The sequence below is a fragment of the Streptomyces colwelliae genome, from assembly GCF_048158785.1.
GTDB lineage: Bacteria > Actinomycetota > Actinomycetes > Streptomycetales > Streptomycetaceae > Streptomyces.
This window is the reverse complement of sequence record NZ_JBLTJC010000003.1, coordinates 73,195-94,985: the sequence shown is the minus strand read 5'-3', so window position 1 is coordinate 94,985 and position 21,791 is coordinate 73,195. Positions and strand designations below refer to the sequence as shown.

Annotated in this window: 20 protein-coding genes and 2 pseudogenes; 12 read left to right on the top strand and 10 right to left on the bottom strand. The window is 70.2% G+C overall.

All coding sequences use genetic code 11. From position 1 onward, the window contains the following. From ACNFOC_RS01455 to ACNFOC_RS01445, 3 genes and pseudogenes are all read right to left on the bottom strand, one after another. A pseudogene (locus ACNFOC_RS01455) lies at positions 1-371 on the bottom strand (ATPase); the annotation flags it as partial. Next, a complete protein-coding gene (locus ACNFOC_RS01450; protein ID WP_360074925.1) occupies positions 368-1,045 on the bottom strand; it encodes a uracil-DNA glycosylase in 678 nt (225 codons plus the stop codon). The gene ACNFOC_RS01450 and the pseudogene ACNFOC_RS01455, both read right to left, overlap by 4 nt. 118 nt (positions 1,046-1,163) lie before the next feature. Then, positions 1,164-2,315: a WD40/YVTN/BNR-like repeat-containing protein gene (locus ACNFOC_RS01445; RefSeq protein WP_416955731.1), complete on the bottom strand. Its 1,152-nt coding sequence runs from the start codon at positions 2,313-2,315 to the stop codon at positions 1,164-1,166. Between the two features lie 215 nt (positions 2,316-2,530). Between ACNFOC_RS01445 and ACNFOC_RS01440 the strand changes: the two genes are divergently transcribed. Then, positions 2,531-3,115 (top strand): Rv1733c family protein, encoded by a 585-nt coding sequence (locus ACNFOC_RS01440; RefSeq protein ID WP_416955729.1) that lies wholly within the window; start codon positions 2,531-2,533, stop codon positions 3,113-3,115. Positions 3,116-3,203: 88 nt separating this feature from the next. Here the strand turns inward: ACNFOC_RS01440 and ACNFOC_RS01435 are convergent, their stop codons facing one another. Together ACNFOC_RS01435 and ACNFOC_RS01430 are read right to left on the bottom strand one after the other, a co-directional pair. Then, entirely contained in the window at positions 3,204-5,255 is a 2,052-nt protein-coding gene (locus ACNFOC_RS01435; RefSeq protein WP_416955727.1) for a HEAT repeat domain-containing protein, read from the bottom strand. A gap of 86 nt (positions 5,256-5,341) precedes the next feature. After that, positions 5,342-7,009: an acyl-CoA dehydrogenase family protein gene (locus ACNFOC_RS01430; protein WP_416955725.1), complete on the bottom strand. Its 1,668-nt coding sequence runs from the start codon at positions 7,007-7,009 to the stop codon at positions 5,342-5,344. Positions 7,010-7,083: 74 nt separating this feature from the next. Between ACNFOC_RS01430 and ACNFOC_RS01425 the strand changes: the two genes are divergently transcribed. The 3 genes from ACNFOC_RS01425 (at position 7,084) to ACNFOC_RS01415 (ending at position 10,047) form a co-directional block, all read left to right on the top strand. Continuing rightward, complete coding sequence (locus ACNFOC_RS01425; protein WP_416955723.1) at positions 7,084-7,839, top strand: PaaX family transcriptional regulator C-terminal domain-containing protein; 756 nt, start codon at positions 7,084-7,086, stop codon at positions 7,837-7,839. 43 nt (positions 7,840-7,882) lie between these two features. Further along, the gene (locus tag ACNFOC_RS01420; protein ID WP_416955721.1) at positions 7,883-8,422 is read left to right on the top strand and encodes a GNAT family N-acetyltransferase; all 540 of its coding nucleotides are present in this window, start codon (positions 7,883-7,885) and stop codon (positions 8,420-8,422) included. Positions 8,423-9,336: 914 nt separating this feature from the next. Further along, entirely contained in the window at positions 9,337-10,047 is a 711-nt protein-coding gene (locus tag ACNFOC_RS01415; protein ID WP_416955720.1) for a transposase family protein, read from the top strand. 85 nt (positions 10,048-10,132) lie between these two features. On the opposite strand, the pseudogene ACNFOC_RS01410 reads toward ACNFOC_RS01415, so the two are convergent. Then, a pseudogene (locus ACNFOC_RS01410) lies at positions 10,133-10,261 on the bottom strand (IS5/IS1182 family transposase); the annotation flags it as partial. 131 nt (positions 10,262-10,392) lie between these two features. Between ACNFOC_RS01410 and ACNFOC_RS01405 the strand changes: the two are divergent. Together ACNFOC_RS01405 and ACNFOC_RS01400 are read left to right on the top strand one after the other, a co-directional pair. Continuing rightward, positions 10,393-11,630 (top strand): IS3 family transposase gene (locus tag ACNFOC_RS01405; protein WP_416955718.1). Its coding sequence is split into 2 segments (ribosomal slippage): positions 10,393-10,717 and positions 10,717-11,630, totalling 1,239 coding nucleotides; the frame shifts between segments, so codons are not numbered across the junction. A gap of 548 nt (positions 11,631-12,178) precedes the next feature. Further along, positions 12,179-13,222, top strand: a complete 1,044-nt coding sequence (locus ACNFOC_RS01400; protein ID WP_416955735.1) for a UDP-N-acetylmuramate dehydrogenase — start codon at positions 12,179-12,181, stop codon at positions 13,220-13,222. Between the two features lie 51 nt (positions 13,223-13,273). Here ACNFOC_RS01400 and ACNFOC_RS01395 read toward each other — a convergent pair whose 3' ends face one another. After that, positions 13,274-13,696, bottom strand: coding sequence for an NUDIX domain-containing protein (locus ACNFOC_RS01395; RefSeq protein WP_416955716.1), 423 nt, complete (start codon positions 13,694-13,696; stop codon positions 13,274-13,276). A gap of 422 nt (positions 13,697-14,118) precedes the next feature. On the opposite strand from ACNFOC_RS01395, the gene ACNFOC_RS01390 reads away from it, so the two are divergent. The 6 genes from ACNFOC_RS01390 (at position 14,119) to ACNFOC_RS01365 (ending at position 19,234) form a co-directional block, all read left to right on the top strand. After that, the gene (locus ACNFOC_RS01390; RefSeq protein WP_416955714.1) at positions 14,119-15,042 is read left to right on the top strand and encodes a dihydroorotate dehydrogenase; all 924 of its coding nucleotides are present in this window, start codon (positions 14,119-14,121) and stop codon (positions 15,040-15,042) included. Positions 15,043-15,119: 77 nt separating this feature from the next. Beyond that, the gene (locus ACNFOC_RS01385; protein WP_416955712.1) at positions 15,120-15,911 is read left to right on the top strand and encodes an IclR family transcriptional regulator; all 792 of its coding nucleotides are present in this window, start codon (positions 15,120-15,122) and stop codon (positions 15,909-15,911) included. Further along, a complete protein-coding gene (locus ACNFOC_RS01380) occupies positions 15,908-16,504 on the top strand; it encodes an orotate phosphoribosyltransferase (protein ID WP_416955710.1) in 597 nt (198 codons plus the stop codon). The genes ACNFOC_RS01385 and ACNFOC_RS01380 overlap by 4 nt, the downstream gene beginning before the upstream one ends. Next, positions 16,501-16,977, top strand: coding sequence for a hypothetical protein (locus tag ACNFOC_RS01375; RefSeq protein WP_416955708.1), 477 nt, complete (start codon positions 16,501-16,503; stop codon positions 16,975-16,977). The genes ACNFOC_RS01380 and ACNFOC_RS01375 overlap by 4 nt, the downstream gene beginning before the upstream one ends. 5 nt (positions 16,978-16,982) lie before the next feature. Further along, positions 16,983-18,350 (top strand): Zn-dependent hydrolase, encoded by a 1,368-nt coding sequence (locus ACNFOC_RS01370; RefSeq protein WP_416955706.1) that lies wholly within the window; start codon positions 16,983-16,985, stop codon positions 18,348-18,350. After that, positions 18,347-19,234 carry an iron-sulfur cluster-binding protein gene (locus tag ACNFOC_RS01365; protein WP_416955704.1) on the top strand — a complete coding sequence of 296 codons (888 nt, stop codon included), beginning with the start codon at positions 18,347-18,349 and terminating at the stop codon, positions 19,232-19,234. Before ACNFOC_RS01370 ends, ACNFOC_RS01365 begins: the two co-directional genes overlap by 4 nt. 395 nt (positions 19,235-19,629) lie before the next feature. Here ACNFOC_RS01365 and pyrF read toward each other — a convergent pair whose 3' ends face one another. From pyrF to pyrE, 3 genes are all read right to left on the bottom strand, one after another. Beyond that, the gene (pyrF, locus tag ACNFOC_RS01360; RefSeq protein WP_416955702.1) at positions 19,630-20,499 is read right to left on the bottom strand and encodes an orotidine-5'-phosphate decarboxylase; all 870 of its coding nucleotides are present in this window, start codon (positions 20,497-20,499) and stop codon (positions 19,630-19,632) included. A gap of 18 nt (positions 20,500-20,517) precedes the next feature. Next, on the bottom strand, positions 20,518-21,105 hold the full coding sequence (locus ACNFOC_RS01355) for a dTMP kinase (protein WP_416955733.1): 588 nt from the start codon (positions 21,103-21,105) through the stop codon (positions 20,518-20,520). 100 nt (positions 21,106-21,205) lie between these two features. Next, positions 21,206-21,772, bottom strand: coding sequence for an orotate phosphoribosyltransferase (gene pyrE / locus ACNFOC_RS01350; RefSeq protein ID WP_405948848.1), 567 nt, complete (start codon positions 21,770-21,772; stop codon positions 21,206-21,208). Positions 21,773-21,791: the final 19 nt, after the last annotated feature.

Below are 21,791 nucleotides of genomic sequence, written 5' to 3'. Positions count from 1 at the left end.
AGCTCGTGGTCCGCGGCCTGTTTCGCCGTCGTGATCTCCGTCTGCTCGCCCACGGTCGCGTCCCCCTCTGATCGTCCCGGTGCCACCGTACCGATCATGCCTTGGGGCGGCTTCGAGTCCGCCGGGGTGGCGAGCCCAGCGGCCCCGATCACCGCCGTACCCAACTCGCCCACTGCGGCCTTTTCGGCCAACGCCCGCACCACGGGCACCAGTTGCTCCATGAAATGCCCGGCATCGATCCCGCGGGCACCGGTCCGAACGGGTTCCCCGGAGGAGAGCGGGCCGGATCTCCGGCCACCACCGACCTCGCCCACGACGACACGGAGCCCGGAGCCTCCGGAGTCCACGGCGAGGAACCCCGGAACCGTCACGGCAGACGCCAGTCCACCGGTTGTCCTCCCTGCCGGACCAGCAGGTCGTTGGCGCGGCTGAAGGGGCGGGAGCCGAAGAAGCCGCGGTCGGCCGACATCGGGGACGGGTGGGAGGACTCCACCGAGGGCAGGTCGCCGAGGAGGGGCCGGAGGTTGCGGGCGTCGCGCCCCCACAGGATCGACACCAGCGGCTTGCCGCGTGCGGCCAGCGCCCGTATCGCCTGCTCGGTGACCTCTTCCCAGCCCTTGCCGCGATGGGCGGCCGGACTGCGCGGGGCCGTGGTGAGCGCCCTGTTGAGCAGCAGCACCCCCTGCTGGCTCCATGGGGTCAGATCGCCGTTGGACGGCTGGGGCAGCCCCAGGTCCGTGTTCAGCTCCCGGTAGATGTTGAGCAGGCTCGGCGGCAGCGGACGTACCTCGGGGGCCACCGAGAAGGACAGCCCCACCGCGTGCCCCGGGGTCGGATACGGGTCCTGTCCGACGATCAGGACGCGGACGTCGTCGAAGGGCTGCTGGAAGGCGCGGAGGACATTCGGTCCTGCCGGTAGATAGGTGCGCCCCGCGGCGATCTCCGCGCGCAGGAAGTCCCCCATCCCGGCGACGCGTCCGGCCACGGGTTCCAGGGCTTTCGCCCAGCCCGGTTCGACGATCTCATGCAACGGTCGTGGTGCCACGGGCGTCACCCTACTGCCGTACAGGGCCCGGCGATCAACCGGTGCTCGCAGCCCGACCGAGAACGACCGAACCGTGGGCGCGTGTGAACGAAGCCTCGCCGCAACGGAGTTCGCTCCCTCACCCGACGACCGCCGCGCGCACGCACAGCACATCGGGGAGATGCGACGCCAACTGCCGCCAGCTGTCCCCGTCGTCGTCCGACGCGAACACCTCGCCGTTGCGATTCCCGAAGTACACGCCCGCCGGGTCCGCGCCGTCCGTGCACATCGCGTCGCGCAACACCGTGCCGTAGTGGTCCTCGGTCGGCAGTCCCGCCGACAGCGGCTCCCAGCTCCGGCCCGCGTCCGCCGTACGGAAGACCCGGCACCGGTGCTCGGCGGGCACGCGGTCCGCGTCGGCGTTGATCGGGAACACATAGGCCGTGTCGCCGCGATGGGGGTGGGCCGCCGCCGCGAAGCCGAACGTGGACGGCAGGCCCGCGCCGATGTCCGTCCAGTGCGCGCCCGCGTCGTCGCTGCGGTACACGCCCCAGTGGTTCTGGAGATACAGCCGGTCCGGGTTCGCCGCGTCCTGCGCGACCTTGTGCACGCACTGCCCGAACTCCGGGTTCGGATCCGGCAGGAACACCGCGGAGACACCGGAGTTGGACGGCTCCCAGCTCTCGCCGCCGTCGCCCGTACGGAACACCCCGGCCGTCGAGACGGCGACCGTGACGGCGCGCGGATCGCGCTCGTCGGTGAGGACCGTGTGCAGGCCTTCTCCGCCGCCGCCCGGCACCCACCGCGAACGCGTCGGGTGCTCCCAGAGAGGGCGGACGAGTTCGAAGCTCTCGCCGCGGTCCTCGGAGCGGAACAGCGCGGCCGGCTCCGTGCCCGCGTACACCACGTCAGGTTCGGCCGCCGCCGGGTGCAGCTGCCACACCCGCTCCAGCGAAGCGCCCGTGTCCTTCGGGAACTTGACCGCCGGTTGCACCGGCTCGGCCCAGGTGCGGCCCAGGTCGTCGGAGTGGAACACGGACGGACCCCAGTGAGCGCTGTCACCACCGGCCAGCAGTCTCGGTGTGGGGCCGCGGGTGTCTACGGCGACCGAATACAGCGCCTGCGCGTTGAAGTACGGACTCTCGTCGAACTCCCAGACACCACCCCGCCTGCGCCCGATGAACAGGCCTTTTCGCGTGCCCACCGCGAGCAGAACCTCAGTCATGCCGATCACCTCCGCTGGGTTTTTGGCGACTTTGCCCCCATCACCGCCCAGTCTGCACCCCACCACTGACAGTCACCCCTGGAACCGGCATCATCGCAGGTCAGGGCGGATATACCGGGCGGTGGAGGCGGATCTGCGGGTGCCTCTCGCGAAGTGCCTGCGGAAGCCCGGGCAGCCATGGGAACGTCGAGTCGGGGTATTCGTCGTGAGCATCGAGGAGACGTCTCCCGTATGGGAGGGCGGTTCGGCATGTCAGTGCGTTCATGAGGAGGATGCCTTCGATGGCGTTCCGAGGTCCGAAGGTGTGGCTGTGGCGGTGGCGGCGGAATCCGCTCAAGCGCCGTGCCGATGCGGTGGAGTCGTGGATCGTGCTCGGCGCCTGGCTGATCACCGTCCTGGCCGGTGTGCTCGCCGGTCTGACGGCGGCGCAGTCCGTCGAACACGAGCTGGCCCAGGAACGCGTCGACTGGAAACCCGTGGTGGCCCTGGTGACCCAGGACGCGCCCGGCCCCGCCCCGGCGAACTCCAGCAGGACCAGCGGCGAACCGGTCTGGGCGAAGGTCCGCTGGGCGGCGGCGGACGGCTCCTCGCACACCGGCCAGATACGGGTTCCCTCCGGCAGCGGGATCGGCACTCCGGTGACCGTCTGGACCGACCCGCAGGGTCACCTGGTCACCAAGCCCGCCACCGCCTCACAGGCCCAGCTGCGGGCCGTGCTGATCGGCACCCTCCTGGGAATGGGTGCGGCGGCCGTCCCCTTCGTCGGCGCCCGCGCCCTGCGCGGCCGTCTGGAACGCCGACGCATGGACCAGTGGGACGAGGAGTGGGCCCGCTTCGGCCCGCTGTGGGGCCGCAAGACGGGTTGAACGCCCGGCTTGGCATCGAGCGCCCCTGACCTGCGGATCGCGCATGCCGGGGGCCCTCGTCGTGTCCGTCCCACAGACCCGGCCGACCTCATCCCGCGCTCACCTCCCGGCACACCGCCAGCAGCCGCTCGTCCTCCAGGACGTCCTGGCCGCCATGCCCGCCCGACCGCACCAAATGCCGTCGCGGAGCGGCCAGTTCGGCCTCCACCAGGTCGTGCAGCGGCGCCCCGGCCGCCCCCATGTCGACCAGACACGCGGCGACGACACCCCGCACACCCGGACGCTCGACCCAGGCCGAACGCAGCACCGGCAACACCCTCTCCGCCTCCCCGGTGACCCGCCACAACGCGCCCGCGCCCACCGCCCGTTCCCACACGCACTCCGCCTCGACCATCCGCGCCAACCCGGGCACCGCATCCCCTGCGGACGACCCCAGCCGCGCCAGCACCTCCGCGGCAGCCCGGCGCCGATACGCGTCCCGCCCGGTCAACTCCCGCATCAGCACAGGCAGTACGGCCGAGGCATCCCCCTCCACCGACCACAGAGCACCCGCGGCGACACCAGCGCACTCGGACTCCAACAGCCCCCGCAGGACCAGTACGACCTCCTCAGAGCCACCCCCGAACACATCGAGCGCCCGCACCGCCGACTCCACGACCCGGTGCCTCAGCCGCACCCCGTCCGCCATCCCGCGCATCAGCCGCAACACCTCCGGTACCGCCTCCCGATCGGCGAGCGCGGTCAGCGCCGACAGCAGCGGTACGGCACGGTCGTACGTCTCGGGGGAGTCGAGGGGCACCTGACCGAGCCGGTGCCGTAGCGCCGGGGCGAGCGGTGCGGCGGACCGGCCCAGGTGGACGATCACGCGTCCCAGATCGTCGGGTACGACCGGCTGCGCGAGGACTTGAGCCAGCACCGGTGTCGCCCGTGGATCGCCGCTGCGGGCAAGGGACTTGAGGGGACCGCCCAGGGTCTGCGCCCGACGCTCCCAGCGCTGCACCCACAGGTCGGGGCGCGCGGTCACCAGCGCGTGGAGGTGGTCGGCGGCAGGCGCGGCCAGGTGGAAGAGATCGCCCAGGACCGACACCGCCGCATCACGCAACCGGTCCGACACCGCCACGCCGGGCAACGGACCTGCCCCAGCGCCCAGTTGATCACCGATCAGCTCGATGGGCACCGTGTAGTCGGCCCGCCACTCGCGGAACAACCCCGCCGCCATCCACATCCCGTTGCACCGGTCGGCCGCGTCCGGACTGCTCAACTGCCCTTCCAGCAGGGCGATCCGGTCGCCCACCCGCCCGCCGAGCGCGGTGTGCAGCGTACGCAGCAGCAGCGCGCCCTCCTCGTCCGAGGGCCGCAGTCGCCATAACCGCCCGGCGAGCGAGTCCGGGTCCGAGTGGTCGCCCTCGGTCGGTGTCGAACGGCCCGACCGGCGCTGCTCGGACCGCTCCCCGAGCAGCTCGACGACGGTCGGGACCAGGTCGACGGGGAGCAGATCGGGTGCGCAGCCCGCGAGTTGGCCGAGCGCGGCGAGCCGTAGACCGGGGTCGTACGGGGGAGTGCCGAGCATCAGCAGGGTGTCCAGCGCCTCGGCGGAGTGGGACGGGTGCCGGCGTATGAACAGGCCGAGGCTCTCGGTGAGGGCGAGCAGGACCTGGTCGTCGCGCTCCACCGTGATCCGCTGCCGCAACAGGCCCAGCACGCGCACGGGTTGGTCGAGGAACCGGACGAGCGCTTCGGCCGCCGCCCGACGCACTCCGGATTCCCGGTCTCCGACGAGGGTGGCGAAGAGCTCGGCTCCCGCGCGGACGGCGGCATCCGCCGGCCCGGACCCGTCACCCGCTTCCGCGGCCTCCTCCGGCGCGTGTCCCCGGCCGATGCTGACCAGAAGTTCCACCAACCCGCCCCGGTCCGCGGCCTCTTCGCAGGCGGCGAGCGCGAGCAGAAACGGAACGCAGGCGAGCGTCGCGTCGTACACGATCCCCTGGTGGTGCACCGCGCCGTACATCCCGTCGAGGGCGCCCGCCCGCTCGGTGGGGTCGGTGGAGGCCAGTCCCCGGAGGAGTCCGGGCACGTCCTCGGCACTGCCGTCCGCATGGCGCAGTGAGGCCCAGTCGACCTCGTCGATCCCCGTGAACACGTTGTCCTCCCCAGGCGCGGTGCCAACTGATCGCGAGTCTGCACCACGCCACTGACAACGAAGCGGAATCGGGAGGTGACCGAGGGTCAGTCCCCTTCGGGCAGGGCGCGGGCGAGGATCGTGTCGAGGTCGGCGGAGTCGGGGAGGGTGCCGAAGGCGTGCCCCCAGTCGCCGCCGAGCCGGGTCGCGCAGAAGGCGTCGGCGACCGCGGCCGGGGCGTGTCGTACCAGGAGGGAGGCCTGGAGGGTCAGCGCCATCTGTTCGACGAGACGCCGGGCTCCCGTCTCGGTGGCCTCGCGCAACCCGTTCTTCAACCGGCTCGTGGCCGCGTCCACGCGGGCGTCCGCGCCCCGCGCCAGGGCGAGTTCGGCGAACAGCGCGTCCGCCGTGCCGGGGTCGCGGGTCAACGCCCGTAGTACGTCGAGGGCGTTGACGTTCCCCGAGCCCTCCCAGATGGAGAGAAGGGGCGCCTCGCGGTAGTGGCGGGGCATGCCCGAGTCCTCGACGTAGCCGTTCCCGCCGAGGCACTCCAGGGCCTCCGCCGTGAAGGCCGGACCACGCTTGGTGACCCAGTACTTCCCGACGGCGGTGGCGATCCGGCGGAACGCCGACTCGGCGCCGTCCCCGCGCACCGCACGGTCGGCCGCGCCCGCCAGTCGTAGCGTGAGCGTCGTGGCGGCCTCGGACTCCAGCGCCAGATCGGCCAACACGTTGTGCATCAGGGGCTGTTCGAGGAGCCGGGCGCCGAACGCCGACCGGTACCGCACATGGTGGCCCGCCTCGACGAGCGTCTTGCGCATCAGCGTCGCCGACATCATCACGCAGTCCAGGCGGGTGCAGTTGACCATCTCGATGATGGTCTTGACGCCACGCCCCTCGGGGCCGACCAGCCAGGCGACGGTCCCGTCGAACTCGGGCTCCGAGGACGCGTTGGACCGGTTGCCCAGCTTGTCCTTCAGCCGCTGGATGCGGAACGTGTTGCGACTGCCGTCGGGCAGCACGCGCGGTACCAGGAAGCACGACAGGCCGCCCGGAGCCTGCGCCAGGACGAGGAACACGTCGCACATCGGCGCCGACGTGAACCACTTGTGCCCGCGCAGGGTGTACACGCCGGGTTCGGCGGTGGGGGTGGCCGCCGTGGTGTTCGTCCGGACGTCGGAGCCGCCCTGCTTCTCCGTCATCCCCATCCCGGCCAGCAGTCCGCGCTTCTCGGTCGGGACGCGCAGGGTCGGGTCGTACACCCGGCTGGTGAGCAACGGCTCGTAGACCGCGGCCAGTTCGGGCGTCGCGCGCAGGGCGGGGACGGCGGCGTACGTCATCGACGTCGGGCAGCCGTGCCCGGCATCGGTGTGTCCCCACACCAACCCCCTTGCCGTACGGGTCACATGGGCGCCGGGACGCTCGTCCGCCCAGGGCGCGCCGGCCAGCCCCTCGGCGACGGCGACGCCCATCAGCCGGTGCCAGCTCGGGTGGAACTCGACCTCGTCGATCCGGTTGCCGTAGCGGTCGTGCGTGCGCAGCTCCGGCTCGTGCCGGTTCGCCTGCTCACCCCACTCCTGCGCCTCCTCGCTGCCCGCCGCCCGGCCGAGCCGCCGCACGTCGTCCTCGGCCCAGCCGGCACCCTCCCGGCGCAACCCCTCCAGCAGGGCCGCGTCCTCGGAGGCGTCGTACGGGGTCAGCGGCGGGGGCTGGTTGGTGACGTCGTGCGTGGCGTTCCGCGGCTGCGGCGGCATGTGCGCGAGTGTCTGGGCCATAAGTGAAGTGTTGCACCATCTCTACGGTCGCATCAATGATGTAACACGAGAATCGCCACGTAGAGTACGAGGCCATGCGGATGAACGTGTCGGAAGGGCCCGGCGAGGTGGATCTGCGCCCACTGTCCGCGCGGTCGGTCGTCCTCAGCCTGCTCCTGGGCACACACCCGCCCGAGCTGCCCGTGCGGGATCTGCTGCGCGCGGTGGAACCGCTGGGTGTCGCCGGCTCCACGCTGCGGGCCGCGCTCAGCCGGATGGTGACCGCCGGAGACCTGCGGACCACGGACGCGGTCTACCGGCTCAGCGACCGACTGCTGGAACGCCAGCGCCGTCAGGACGCCGCCGTACACCCCGAGACCCGTCCCTGGGACGGCGACTGGGAGATGACCGTCGTCACCGCGACCGGCCGCGGACCCGCCGAACGCGCCGACCTGCGCGGCAGGTTGACCGCCCTCCGACTCGCGGAACTCCGCGAGGGAGTCTGGCTCCGCCCGGCCAATCTCCTACGACCCCGACCGGACGAACTCGGCGCGGTCGCCCGACACTTCACCACCCGCCCCGAGGAACCTGCCCGCCAACTGGCCGCGACCCTCTGGCCACTTGACACCTGGGCGAAGACCGCCGAGGCGCTGCTCGACCGGATCACCGCCACCGCGGGCCACCCGGCCGACCGCTTCACCGTACTCGCCGCCGCCGTACGGCACTTGCTCGCCGACCCCGTCCTGCCCCCCGAACTCCTGCCCCCCGACTGGCCAGGTCCCGCCCTGCGCGCCGAATACACGCGCCACCGGCGGGAGTTGATCGCCGACACGCTGGGGAACGCGGCGTAGGCCGCTTCGTCCGGTCGGTTCGACCGTCTGTTAGCGTGCGCCGATGGAAGATCTGGGACTCGCGGACTGGCCGCCCGAGCCGATCGGAACCGGACGGCTCGTGCTCCGTGCGTCAGAGGCGCGGGACCGCCCGACGTTCATCGAACTGCTCGCCTCGCCAGAGGTGCACACCTACCTCGGCGGTCCCCGCCCGCGTGACGAACTCGAGCGCAAGACGCCCGAGGTGCCCGAGCAGTGGCCCGGGAGCTTCGTCGTCGAACTCGACGGGGCGATGACCGGCCTGATCCTGCTCAGGAGAACGCCCGGGGACGGCCGCCCGGCTGCCGCGGGGAAGGCCGATCTGGGCTACCTGTTCCTGCCGAGGGCGTGGGGATTCGGGTACGCCGCCGAGGCGTGCGCGGCGGCGCTCGACTGGTTCGACGGCGTCTTTCCCGGTGAGCCGGTGCTGCTCACCACCCAGTCCGCCAACGCCCGTTCGATGCGCCTGGCGGCGAAGCTGGGGTTCACCGAGGTGGAGCGGTTCGAGGCCTGGGACGCCGAGCAGTGGCTCGGCATGCGGTCAACGGCCGTGCTGCCGGGCTGAGTTCGTGCCGGAGCGGCCGTGCGAAGCGTCGTGCGGGGACGCTTCGTACGGCCGCCGTCACCGTGGGCGGCTCACTTGTACGTGATGTCCGACGACGCGTACTTGCAGTACTTGCCGTCTAAGCGGGCTTGAGCTGCGGTGGGATCTTCTTATGGGGCTGTGACCAGGGCCAATGCGTGTTTCTTGGTGTTTCCCGATGTTCCAGCTTCTTTCGCTGGGGACCCCCCCTGAGAACTCCCTCGCCGGGCTCCCGCCCCCCTGAGAACCCCCTGGCATCACCCTCGCGGAGAGGGCTGTGAGCTGGGAAAACAGCAGCCCTTGCGCCATCTGACGACGCAGGGGGACTTCCGATGCGCCTGACCAAGTCCTGGCCCGCGACGCAGTCTGCCTACTGGACTGCCGACGCATAAGACGTCGTTTCTTTTGGTTGAAGCGGGTGCTGATGACCGGCCCAGATGGGTGTCAGTGTGGTGTGAAAGTCTCCGGGCATGAGCTAGGACCTGGCTGTCTGGGAAGGCGAGCGACCGGCGGATGACAAGACCGCCGGCAGGGTCTTCAACGTCCTGCACGACCGCTATCTCGACGGTGAGGCCGTGGAGCCTCCGTCTGAACGCATAGCTGCCTACGTTGCCGCGCTTCTGGAGCGGTGGTGCGACATCACCGAGGACGAGGAAGAGACCTCGCCCTGGTCGGTTGGGCCGCTGATCGAGAGTGCAAGCGGTCCGCTCATGTACTTCGGGATGGGCTGGAACAGGGCCGAGGAAGCCTCGGCCTACGCGGCAGACTTGGCGGACTCAATGAGGGTTTTCAGAGTGGCCCCCGGACGGGTGACGGCGGGACCATAAGCAACGGACAGGGTCCCCGTGCCGTTGAGAGAGGTGTCTAGGTCTCAACTCTCCAGCTCAGGAACCCTGTTGGTCCCGTATCCTGCCGCACTCGACCTGCCGCACCCACTCGTGGAGTGGGTGACGATGCTGATCGTCACCCGTGAGGGTGACCGGCGCTGCAAACTCCGGCCGTCCGAGCGTGCGGTGATCGCTCTGGCATACCTGCGCCGACACGACCCCCTGGCTCAGCTCGCCGCAGGTTTCCGTATCTCCGTCGGCACCGCCCACGCGTACGTCACCACCGTCGTCGAGCACCTGGCCGACATGGCGCCGGGCCTGCTGAAGGTCCTGCGCGAGGCAGACCCCGACTACGTTCTCGTGGACGGCACGCTCGCCGAGTGCGACCGGGTCGGCGACGGGCGCGCGGACTATTCGACGAAGTACAAGCGGCACGGTGTGAACGTGCAGGTCATCACAGACCCGGCCGGTCGCACGCTGTGGCTCTCACCCGCCCTGCCCGGCCGCACACACGACCTGACCGCCGCCCGCACCCACAAGATCATCAGGATCTGCGAGCGCCAAGGCGTCCCGGTCCTCGCCGACATGGCCTACATCGGCGCGGGCGAGTGGGTCACCACCCCCAAACGCCGACCGCCCCAAGGTGAACTCACCCCGACCGAGCGGACGGTCAACCGAGCGCTGTCCGCCGCTCGCGCACCCGTCGAACGAGGAATCGCCCGCCTCAAATCCTGGCGAATCTTCCGCAGAGCCCGATGCAGCCCGAACCGCATGACGTGAATCGCCAAGGCCGTCCTCACCCTGGAGCAGCACCGCTGAAAACCCTCAATGGGACTGGTCTGTTTCGATGTTCAGGAGAAGCGGCTCAGGCCTTGAGCAGGGTGGCCAATCGGCGATTACAGATGAGGGCTGCGGCTATGCCGACGAAGGCCAGGAAGTGTTCTGCCTTGCGTTCGTATCGGCGGTGGAGCCGACGACAGCCGGCGACCCAACTGGCTGGCTGATGCTCCATCGCCGCCTGGCCCGCGACTACGAGACCTTCCCTGCCCGCTCGGGGCCTCCACCTGAGTGGTGGACACGCTGATACTGGATCTGCTTGATCCGGAGGAAGCGAGAAGACCGCCGATGGCGATGAAGGACTATTCGGACGAGTTCAGGGCCGATGCCGTGGCCCTGTACGAGTCCACACCGGGGGCGACCTACAAGAGCATCGCTGCTGACCTGGGCGTCAACCGGGCGACTCTGCGGGAGTGGGTGCTGCGGGACCGCGAACGCCGTGGCGTCACCGCTGCGGCTGCGAGGCCGGCCGCCCGGCACCGGGAGGCGGTGGCGTCCGTTGATCCGGACGAGCGGGTGCGGCAGTTGGAGGCGAGGGTGGCCGAGCTGGAGGCGAGTGAGCGCAAGCTCGCCACCGAGCGGGACATCCTGCGCAAGGCGACCAAGTATTTCGCCGGGGAGACGAACTGGTGATGAGCCGCTTCCAGTTCGTTGACGACCACCGGGACACCTACGAGGTGAAGCGGCTCTGCCAGGTCCTGGACGTGAACCGGTCCAGCTACTACAAGTGGCTCGCCGGCGCCGAGGCCCGGGCCGCCCGGCAGCACCAGGACCGGATTCTGGCCGAGGAGATCCGCCAGGTCCACGACGAGTCCGGCGGCGCCTACGGCTCCCCGCGCGTGACGGCCGAGCTCCGCGAGAAAGGGCGGCGGGTCAACGAAAAACGGGTCGCCCGCGTGATGCGGATGTTCTCCATCACCGGCATCCGCCTGCGCAGACGCGTGCGCACCACCGTCCCGGACCCGGCCACCTCACCGGTCTCGGACCTGTTCCAGCGGGACTTCACCGCCACCGAACCCGACCTGAAATACATGGGCGACATCACGTATCTCCCGCTCGCAGGCGGGGAGTTCCTCTATCTCGCGACTGTGCTGGACTGCTTCAGCCGCAAGGTCGTCGGCTGGTCCATCGCCGGCCACATGCGCACCAGCCTGGTCGCCGACGCACTGCGGATGGCAGCCGCGACCCGCGGCGGCCTGGACGGCGCCGTGTTCCACTCCGACCACGGAGCGCAATACGGATCCCGGGCCTTCGCCAACCTCTGCGACCAGCTCGGAGTCACACGGTCGATGGGCGCGGTCGGCACCAGTGCCGACAACGCGGCCTGCGAAAGCTTCCACGCCTCCCTGAAACCCGAGACCCTCCAGGGCTCCCCCGACTACGGCGACCCCGGCACCTGCCGCAGGCCCGTCTTCGCCTGGCTGACCCGCTACAACACCCGCCGCCGGCACTCCGCCAACGGCCACCTCAGCCCCAACGAATACGAACACCGACACCACACCGCTAAACTCACGCTCGCCGCGTGATCAATAACCGCGTGCCCACCTTCACGGGGGAAGGCCCGTGGCCGCGCGTGCGTAACGCATGCCTCGTCGGTGACGACGCAAGCGTCTCCTGCTCTAACTGGGCGGAGGGCTCGGCGACGTCGGCTTGGGGACCACCCCTGGGGACCTGCGTGGGTGCACGGATCTGCCTCGCAACGGAAGGCGCTCGTGCTCGCTGATTGTGAACCTGGAGGAGACCAAGGGCCGACGCCGGTTCGGTCAGCAGCCGTAGGCGGTCACGCTCCTCACCGGTGTGATGTCGCTCGCCTCGGCTCCGCTGGGCAACTCGCTCCGCCTGAACGGTTCGAGGCAAGCGGGAGTCTCAAGACCTCTGACCACCAACCACCACTGAGGCGTGCCGTGTTCGGCGGCCTCTGCTGACTGAACTGCAGGACATGGGGCTGTGGATCGACGCGATAGGCGACCGGTCGGACGCCGTAGGGTGTAGCGCGCGTTCGCTCGACCATCCGGACATGGACCTCATCCCGGCCAAGCGTGGACGCGCCGTGGGCAGAGGGGAGGCGTTGACCGTGTACGAGGTCACTGAGCGGCGCCTGGCGCGGTGGACCACGCTGCGGCTCGGCGGCGAGGCCGCGCGCCTGGTGATCGTCACCACCGATGCCGGACTATGTGCCATGGCCGAGGCGGCCGACGCACGAGTTGAACCGTTCACCGTGCTCGGTTCCGGCAGCAATGTCGTCGTTGGCGATGCCGGGCTGAACGGGACCGTGGCGGTGGTTCGTACACGCGGGATTTCGGCGACCTCCCTGGACACGGGGAAGGTGGCGTTCACGGCCGCAGCCGGTGAGCAACTGGCCGACCTGGTTGCCTGGTCGGTGGCGGAGCGGCTGGCGGGGCTGGAATGCTTGGCGGGCATCCCCGGCACCGTGGGGGCGACCCCCATACAGAACGTGGGCGCCTACGGCCAGGAGGTCAGCGACACTTTGCACGCGGTGAGGGCCTTCGACCGAAAGCTGCGCCGCACCGTGACGCTGCCAGCGGCGCAGTGCGCCTTCGGTCACCGCACCTCGCTCTTCCGGCACACGGACCGGTGGCTGCTGTTGTCCGTGACGTTCCATCTGCGCCCGAGCAGACTGTCGACGCCCATCCGGCACGCCGAGGTCGCCCGGTCGCTGGGGAACGAGGTCGGAGGACGGGTGCCGATAGAGCTGATTCCGGATGCGGTGACGGCGATCCGACGGGTCAAGGGGATGGTGCTCAGTCCTGACGACCCCGACACCCGAAGCGTCGGGTCCTTCTTCGCCAACCCGGTCGTCACCGCCGACCAGGCCAAGGACGTGAGGCGGCGTATCGGCTCCGCACCCCCGCAGTGGCCGGAGCGGGGCAATGTGAAACTTAGTGCCGGCTGGCTTGTCGAACGGGCGGGCTGGTGTCGGGGCGACGGTGTCGGAGCGGTGCGTATCTCGACCAAGCACGCCCTGGCTCTGACTAACCCGGGCGGCGGCACCACACAACAACTGCTGGACCTCGCCGGACGGATCCGCACAGGAGTGCGTCAGCTTTCCGGGGTTTTGCTCGAACCCGAGCCGAGGTTTCTCGGCTGCGCCTTGTGAGCGGCCGGTGCCGGTGGTGCCCGGAGGCGGAGGAGGCGGTTCGGGTTCCGCTCAGTTCCGGTGGAGCGGTGACCCTCTGCACAGCGCGTCGACGGCGCGTCGGCAGGTGTCCGTCAGCCGCCGCTCCAAGAGCAGCTCGGCAGGGGTACCCACGAGCACGCCGACGCCCTCGGCCGTCCGCAGTGCAACAATGCTGGGCACAGGCACCCGGAAGATGACGCACATGGTCGGCGCCGAGCCGACCTGGCGCTTCTCGTGCGTCAACAGCGGCTGGAGCAAGGCACGCGACACACGCAGGCCGAGCTCTTCCGACGCCTCGCGCAACGCGGCGTCGACCGCGTTCTCTCCCCGCTCGGCCAGCCCCCCGAAGACGGTCACCAAACCCGGGTTCTCGATGCCCGGCGAGTGATCGCGCTGTTGCAGGGCGGCCACACCGAGTCCGTCCACCGGGATTACCCCTGCGTAGAGTCGCACCATCGCCTCCTTGACGGGTCAGGCCGGGAAGACCGGGATGTCGGCGCCCGGAGCGGTCGGTTGTCCCGGTGGATCGACATACCCGCCCGGGAGTAACGACGCCGCTGTCAGGAGCGCGGCGGTGACCCGACAGCTCCCGGTGGTGGCTCCTCGCGACACTCCCACGTCACGAGCCCGGGAAGACCGTGAAACGAATTGAAACCCTCACCGAAATCCACCTGATACAGCATTCGCTTGAAATGAGGCCGGCAGGTGGAAGGGAATGCCGGCTCCTGGGTTTGTTTCCCCTGTGCGATGGCTCCGCAATTTCCACCTCACGGAAACGGAAGCCGAACTGAAGCTGGCTTCTGGCCGGTTGACACAAGGATAAGCGTACGTCAGGATATCGCGGTCCAAAGTTGCAAAAGTTTCCGTGAGGTGGAATGAATTCTGCAGCCGACGAGCGCCTGGAAGTCACTATTGGAAACCTGACACTCGCCAATCCCGTAATGCCGGCGAGCGGCTGCTTCGGCCCCGAGCTGGCACCGGTTACACCGCTCGGTGGGCTGGGTGCCGTCGTCACGAAGACGGTGTTCGACTCCGTGCGTTCGGGAAATCCGGCGCACCGTCTCGACGAGGTCCGAGGCGGGATGCTCAACTCCGTCGGGATCCCCAGTCCGGGTATGGACGTCTTCCGCGAGCGGACGCTCCCCGCGTACGAGAAGCTGGGGCCGCCGGTGATCGTCTCGCTCGGCGGTCTGGCCGTCCGGGAGTACGCGGACGCCGCGGATGCCCTCGCGGACACCGGTGCGGCCGCCTTCGAAGTCAACGTCTCCTGTCCCAACCTGGAGCACAGCGGCCTGGAGATCGGCGCGGACCCGGCCCAGGTCGAGAAGGTCACGGCCCTGGTACGGGAGCGGGCCCGCGGCCGTCCGGTCATTGTGAAGCTGACGCCGAACGTCACCTCGATCGCCGAGATCGCCCGTGCCGCGGAAGCCGGCGGGGCCGACGCGGTGACGGTGGCGAACACCTTCGTGGGAATGAGCATCGACCGGCATTCCCGACGGCCGTCCCTGGGTAACGGAGTGGGCGGTCTGTCGGGGCCGGCGATCCGACCCCTCGTTCTCCGGCTGGTGTGGCAGACCGCTCGTGCCGTGTCCGTCCCCGTCATCGCCTGCGGCGGCGCCGGCTCCGTCGACCATGTCGCCGAGTACCTGATCGCAGGGGCCTGTGCCGTGCAGATCGGCACGGCCACCTTCACCCGGCCCTCGACCATGACCGACATCATCGCCGACCTGCGGCACATGCTCGACGAACTCGGTGCCCGGACCCTGTCCGACCTCAGCGGGTCGCTCGGCATGGCCTGAGGACGGCCCTCCCGCACTCCTCGTCCGGTTGCGAACGGGGTGACAGCGGCCGCGTACGAGGCATGAGAGGAGTACTGATGCAACCCGTGGTCCGTTCCCTGCGTGTTCTGAGGGCTGTGGCCACCACTCGGGAAGGGGCGTCCCTGCAGGTTCTCAGCAGGCGGCTGAATATCCCGATCGCCAGCGTGCACCGCATTCTGGCGGTGCTGGAGAACGAGCAGTACGTCGTCCGTTCCGAAGTGAGCAAGCGGTATTTCGTGGGGCCGGCCCTGCGCGAGCTTGCGACAGCGCAGAATCCGCCGGGCAGAAACCGAGCCCCCGCAGTGGTCCATCCCGCGCTGGCCGAGGTGGTGGACGCGACCGGGGAGACCGCCTTCATCACCGAGTTCCGGGACGGTCGCGCGGCATGTGTGAGCTATATCGAAGGCCGGTATCCACTACGGCTGTTCGTGCACATCGGGCAGGACATGCCGCTGCACGCGGCCGCCTCGGCCCGGGTCCTCCTCTCCGGCCTGGCGGACGACGAGGTCAGGACGATGCTCGAAGCCACCTCGCTGGTGCCGTTCACCACGGAAACCCCTCAGTCCGTCAGCGAGGTGATGAGGCGTGTGGCGGTCGCCCGCAGCCGTGGATACGACCTGTGCGACGAGGAGTTGGACCGCGGCGTGTGGGTCGTGGCCGCGCCGGTGCGCGGGCGGTCGGACGCCATCGTCGCCGCCTTGTCGCTGGCCCTGCCCATCGACCGGGCCGGCGACGTGGCTCAGCGCCAGAGACTGACCGTCCTCGTCCGCGAGGCGGCTCAGCGGATGACCGAAACCGATGCCGAAGAATCTCGCCTCGCCGACGACCGGAGCGTTGCCGACCGATGAACCTTCCTCTCCACGATCTTCTGGTCGGCCCGGGCTACGCCCACTTCCAGAACGACGGCGACCGGCGTCGGGAACTCGCCCGGGACATCGTCGCCGCCGCCCACCTGCGCGGGGACTACGTGCTGCGCTCCGGTGCTCGCAGCACGTATTACCTCGACACGAACTTGTTCGAGACGAAACCGACGGTACTGCGGCGCCTCGCCGAGTTGCTCGCCCGCCGGGTGCCGACGGGGGTGGCACGCCTGGCCGGGGCCGGGGCGGACGCGGCGGCTCTGACCGCGGTGATGGCGATCGAAACCGGCCTTCCGTTCGTCGTCGTGCGCGGCACGCACGGCTCCCGTCCCCTGTCCGCCGCGGTCAAAGGCGAACTCCATCCCGGGGAGACCGTTTTGTGTGTCGCGGACGTCGTGGCCACAGGCCGCGAGGTGCTGACGGCCGTGGCCGCGCTGCGTGCGGCCGGTGCGCACGTCGTCGGCGTTCTCGCCGTGGTCGATCGGCGGTCGGAGGGCGCCGCCGCGGCGATCGCCGCGGCCGATCTGCCTTTCGACGCCCTGTTCACAGTCGATGAGCTGCTATCAGGAGGAACACAGTGACCATGCACGCGTACGTGACCGAGGAATCGGCCGAGCAGGCCGTCGCCAAGCTGACCCCCGAGGGTGTCGACGGTGTGCTCACCATGACGGCCGACCCCGCGGCCGCCGAGACGGTCGGCAGGTGGCTCGCGGCCGAGGTCCGTGACCACCGGATCGACGTGGTGGTCACCTGGGACGAACCCCAGTCGGTGGTGCTGGCCCATGTCGTGGCCCGGGAACTGGGCTGCCGGATCGTACGGGTCCTCGGAGCCGAGGGCCTGGTGGAACTGCTCGACGCGCCGCCGCCGGACGCCCGGGGACTGCTGATCGCCGAGCCTGCGGCGACGGTGAACAGCACCGACGCGTTGATCGGCGTAGCAGACCGGGCCGGTGTCACGCCCGTCGTGGTGGCGGCTGTCGGCTCCGCCGGACAGCGGGACGAGACCGCACTGGCGCTGCCGGTCATCGCCCTCGGCTCGGGGAAGGCGCGTTGAACGGCGTGCGGTCGCGGGACGCAGCCGCGCGAGAGGCCGGGAAACCCGCCTCCGACGCCCGGCGGATCATGGCGTCCATCGACGAGTTCGCACGGATGACGAGCACTGCCCAGGGGGTCACGCGGCTGGCGTACACCCCGATGGAACGTGTGGCCCACGAGCACTTCGCCAAGCACATGGAGAACCTCGGCCTCCGCGTGTGGACGGACCCGGCGGGCAACACCATCGCCGAGAAGCCGGGCGACCCCGGCCGGCCGGAGGCGTACGGAGGTCGCGGCGCGGTCGGCACGGGATCGCATCTCGACAGCGTGCCCGGCGCCGGACGATTCGACGGTATCGCCGGTGTGGCGGCGGCCATGGAGTGCGCGCGGCTGGTGGTCGAGCACGGGATCGCACACCACCATCCGTTCCGCTTCGTCGCGTTCGCCGCCGAGGAGGGCGCGCGATTCGGGCAGGCCTGTCTGGGCAGCCGTTTTGCCACCGGGAAGATGTCGTCGGCCCAGGTGACCTCGCTTCAGGACGCCGACCGCGTCACGCTCGGCGAGGCGATGAAGCAGGTCGGCCTCGACCCCGATCTGGCCCTCGGCACCCCGTGGCCCGCGGCTGAATGGTCTGCTTTCGTCGAACTGCATGTGGAGCAGGGCGGGATCCTGGACGCGGCCGGTGTCCCGGTCGGCGTGGTCGATCTGGTGTCGGGAAGCACCCGGTTGCGACTCACCGTGACCGGGCAGTCCTCCCACACGGGAGCCACACCGATGGGGCAGCGGGCGGACGCGCTGACGGGCGCCTGCGAGATCGCCCTGATCGCCGAGGAACTGGCCCAGGACCCACGGCACCGGGGCACCCGCGCCACCGTGGGGACACTCGACGTCCGGCCCGGCTCGCTCACCACCATCCCCGGCCAGGTGCGCCTCGGCCTGGACGTGCGCGACATCGACAGCGACCGCCAACGCGCGGCGACGGCGGAGATCGTCCGGCGGGCGCGCTCGGTCTGCGACCGCAGGGGGCTCGCACTGGCGGTCGAGGTGCTGGGCGACACGTCGCCGGCGGTCCTACCGCTCTGGCTGCGCTCGGTGATCGCCGACGCCTGCCGCACGGAACAGGTCCCCTACCAGGTGCTCACCAGTGGCGCCAGCCACGACTCCCAGGTCGTCAACAGCCTCATGCCGGCAGCGATCGTCTTCGTCCCCAGCAGCAACGGGCTCAGCCACGTTCCGCAGGAGTGGACCAGCGCCGGCGACCTGGCCCGGGGGACCGACGTGCTCCTGGCCACGTTGCGGATGGTCGACCAGGAGCTCGTCCGGCTCGCGCAGCTCGACCGAGCCGACGAGCCGGCGGAACAGGAGCCGTCGATGCCGGGAGCGCGCCGATGAGCCTCGCCTCCCTCCCCACGGGTACGGGGCTGGAGATCCTGCCCGAGGAGACCGACGCCAGGGCCGGGGCGCTCTCGCTCGACGCCCCCGTTCTGGTCCACCACCATGAACGGTACCGCTACCGGCGCCTCGTCCTGCGCGCCCCCGACATCGCCGCGCGGGTGCTTCCCGGCCAGTTCGTCATGATCACCCCCGCCCGAGCGGGGGAGTCCTGGCCGGTGCTGCCGCGCCCGATGGCCGTGTATGAGGCCGACCCCGCCGCCGGCGAGATCACGATCGTCTACGGCGTCGTGGGCGAGGGAACACGTCGGCTGAGCGGGTTCCGGCCGGGTGAGAGCCTCGTCACCGTCGGCCCGCTGGGACGCCCCTTCTCGCTGCCCGACCGCACACGGTCGCTGCTGGTACTGGGACGGGGCATCGGCACCTGCTCTCTGACCATGCTGGCGTCTCAGGCGGTCGACCGAGGCCTGGCCGTCACGGCGGTGGCAAGCGGACGGCACCCCACCGCGATCGTCGGCGGGGACGCGTACCGCGCACACGGTATCGCCTGCCACGAGGTGTACGACAGCGACGGCAGCAGCGCCCCGGAGCGTCTGAGGCAGCTGCTCGCGGACGACCGTGTCCGTCACGGGAACGGGGCCGGCTGGGATGCCGTGGCCGTCTGCGGATCGGGCCGGCTCATGGCCCTGGCGCGTGAGCTCGGGCGGACGACGGACGCCGAGGTGCTCGTGGCGGTCGAGGCCCGCATGGCCTGTGGCCTCGGCTATTGCCACGGCTGCTCCGCGGGCGAGCGGTCCACCGCGGCCGAGTCACCCCTCATCTGCCGCGACGGTCCGGTCTTCCGGCTCGTCGACCACCGCGGAGAGCACAGCACGACTGGATGAGGAGCACGGCGCAGCCGCGCCACGGGGCGCGAAAGTACGGGCCGCCGAAACCTGTGGAACCGCCCGCACCTGCGAGCGCGCCGAGCTCGTGGCCGGCCGGACCTGGAATCGGCCTCGTTCTGGGGGCGAGGGGCGACAAGGGCCGCAGCCGTCGCGGCGGTCCCGGCTCCCCGTGGTCGGGCCACGGCTGTCACCGCCGTAGGAGCGGAGCAGGTCGGTGATGTGGCGTCGGGGCGGGACCGCGCGCTTTGGGGCGCCGACCGGGATGTCGCTCGACGTGGCGGGGAGTTCCGGGTCAGGGAGTCCCTGCGTGCCATCGGCCGCGCCCCGTCACGATCAGCCGTGAGATAGGCCGGAACCGCGACCCGCGCTCCGGGAAGCCGTCGGCGGAAGGCTCACTGGCGGATGCGTTCGCGCCAGGCTTCGAGGGCGGTGCGCAGGGCGCCGGCGTCCGGGCCGTGGCGCAGGACGCCCGTGGTGATCGTCAGCAGCGCACCGCCGCGGTCTTCGGGCAGGGCGGCCAGCACCTCCGCCGTGTCTCTGTCGGGGCGTCCGAGCCCGGGCACCTCCACCACGCATCGGGGCAGCCGCGCGACCAGGTTGGCGGACTCCGGCAGCCGAGCACCGACGACGGCTCCGAAGGGGCCCCAGGAGGCGTTCGGCGCGTGGGCCCGGTTCCAGGCGGCTATGTCGTCGGCGAGGTGCTGTGCGACCGTTCGCTCGTCGGTGGACGACGCCTGCTGGACTTCCCCAGCCGCGTGGTTGGAGGTACGGACCAGGACGAGGACCGCCGCACCCACCTGACCGGCGCGCACTGCGAGCGGATGGATCGATCGCAGCCCCATGTAGCCGTTCGCGGTCACCGCGTCACCGCCGAGTCTGCTGCCCGGACCGAGGTACAGGTCCGCGTAGGCGTCCATGGTGTCGTCCGCGTCACCCACTTTGGCGTCCATGACCACCAGCGAGCCGTGCTCGTGGCAGCGTTTGGTGAACCGCGCCAACAGGTCGAGGCCCTGGGCTCCGAAGCGGGCGAAGAAGGGCACCTGTACCTTGACCGCCGCGACCTGTGCGGCGACCCGCAGGACTCTGTCGCAGTACGCGGCCGCACCCCGGACGTCGTCCCCGAGGTCCCAGCGGGTGAGCCAGGACGAGGACGGTGCCACGCCGAGGCACAGCGCCGAACGTTCGGCGGCCAGCTTCGTCCAGCGTGCGCCGAACGACTCGCAGGAGCCGACGTCCGTACGGGAGAGATCGATCTCGGTCATGCGCCCTCCTCGGGGTCGTCAGGCGGAGGGCAGCATCCCGGACATGCGGGCCAGAGCGTGCGCGCGATGGTCCTCGGTGACGAAGTCATTGGCCTCGGCGAGCTTCCCGTATCCGGCGGCCTGGGCTTCGAAGTACCGGCGGAAGGCGTCTTCGGGGTTCAGGTCGGGCCAGATGTCCGATCCTGTTGCGTAATGGCCGTATATCTCTGGGCGTTCGCGGAAGCGGGCCAGGGTGAGCTCGGCCGGCGCCTCGAAGTAGCACACCAGGTCCGGGCGGGGGAACTGGGTGCAGAGGTCGGCGACGGAGGACGCCGGTACGCCACGCGCGGTGTCGCGCACCCAGCTCGTGAAGAGATAGCGGTCGCTGAGCACGACGCCTCCCGCGCGCAGCACGGGCAGTGCTCGCTGTCGAAAAGTCAGGGCGTAGTCGGTGACGGACACCAGGCTGTGGGTGACGGGGTCGAGCGCACGGTCCCTCTTGAGGCGGTCGACCGCGGGCCGGAAGTCCGGGTGGGAATTCCATTCGATGGACAAGGAGTCGGGCAGCTCTGCCGCGAGTGACCGAAGGAATGTCGTTTTCCCCGACCGTGAGGTCCCTTCCCCCACTATCAGCAGTCCCGGATAGTCCTTCTCCTGGAATGGGAGTCGCACACCGTTCACCTCTCATGACTTTTGGGATGGCTGCCGCGAACACGGTGGCCGACCGTCACATATTGAGTTCACTGCGGCGATACACCGCGTCGAAAGAGAATCCCGCGTCCTTGACGTTCTGCGCCCCGCCCTGTTCACGGTCGAGCACGGCGAGTACACCGATGACGGTGGCACCGAATTCGGCGATCCTGCGGGCCGAGCGAATGGACTCCGCGCCGGTGCTCACCACATCCTCGACCACCAGGACCCGGTCCGTCTTCTCAAGGCGCCCCTCGATGATCCGGCCCGTGGCGTAGTCCTTCGACTGCTTGCGCACGATCACGAACGGCAGTCCCGTACGGAGTGACAGAGCGGTGGCCAGCGCGACGCCGCCGAGCTCGGGGCCAGCCAGCATGTTGACATTCTCCGGAACGCGTTCCGCCAGAAAGTCCGCGATGTGCGCCAGAAGCTCAGGGCGGGTTTCGAAGAGGTACTTGTCGAAATAGAAGTTGCTCGGCTCGCCCGAACTGAGTACGAAGTCTCCGCGCAAGAGAGCGACGTCGACGATTTTCTTTCCCAGTGCTGCCTTGTCCTCGTCGCCGACTCGGCCTGCGGAAATTCCCGATGACTTCAGCTCAACCACCTCTTCTACGTCGTGACAA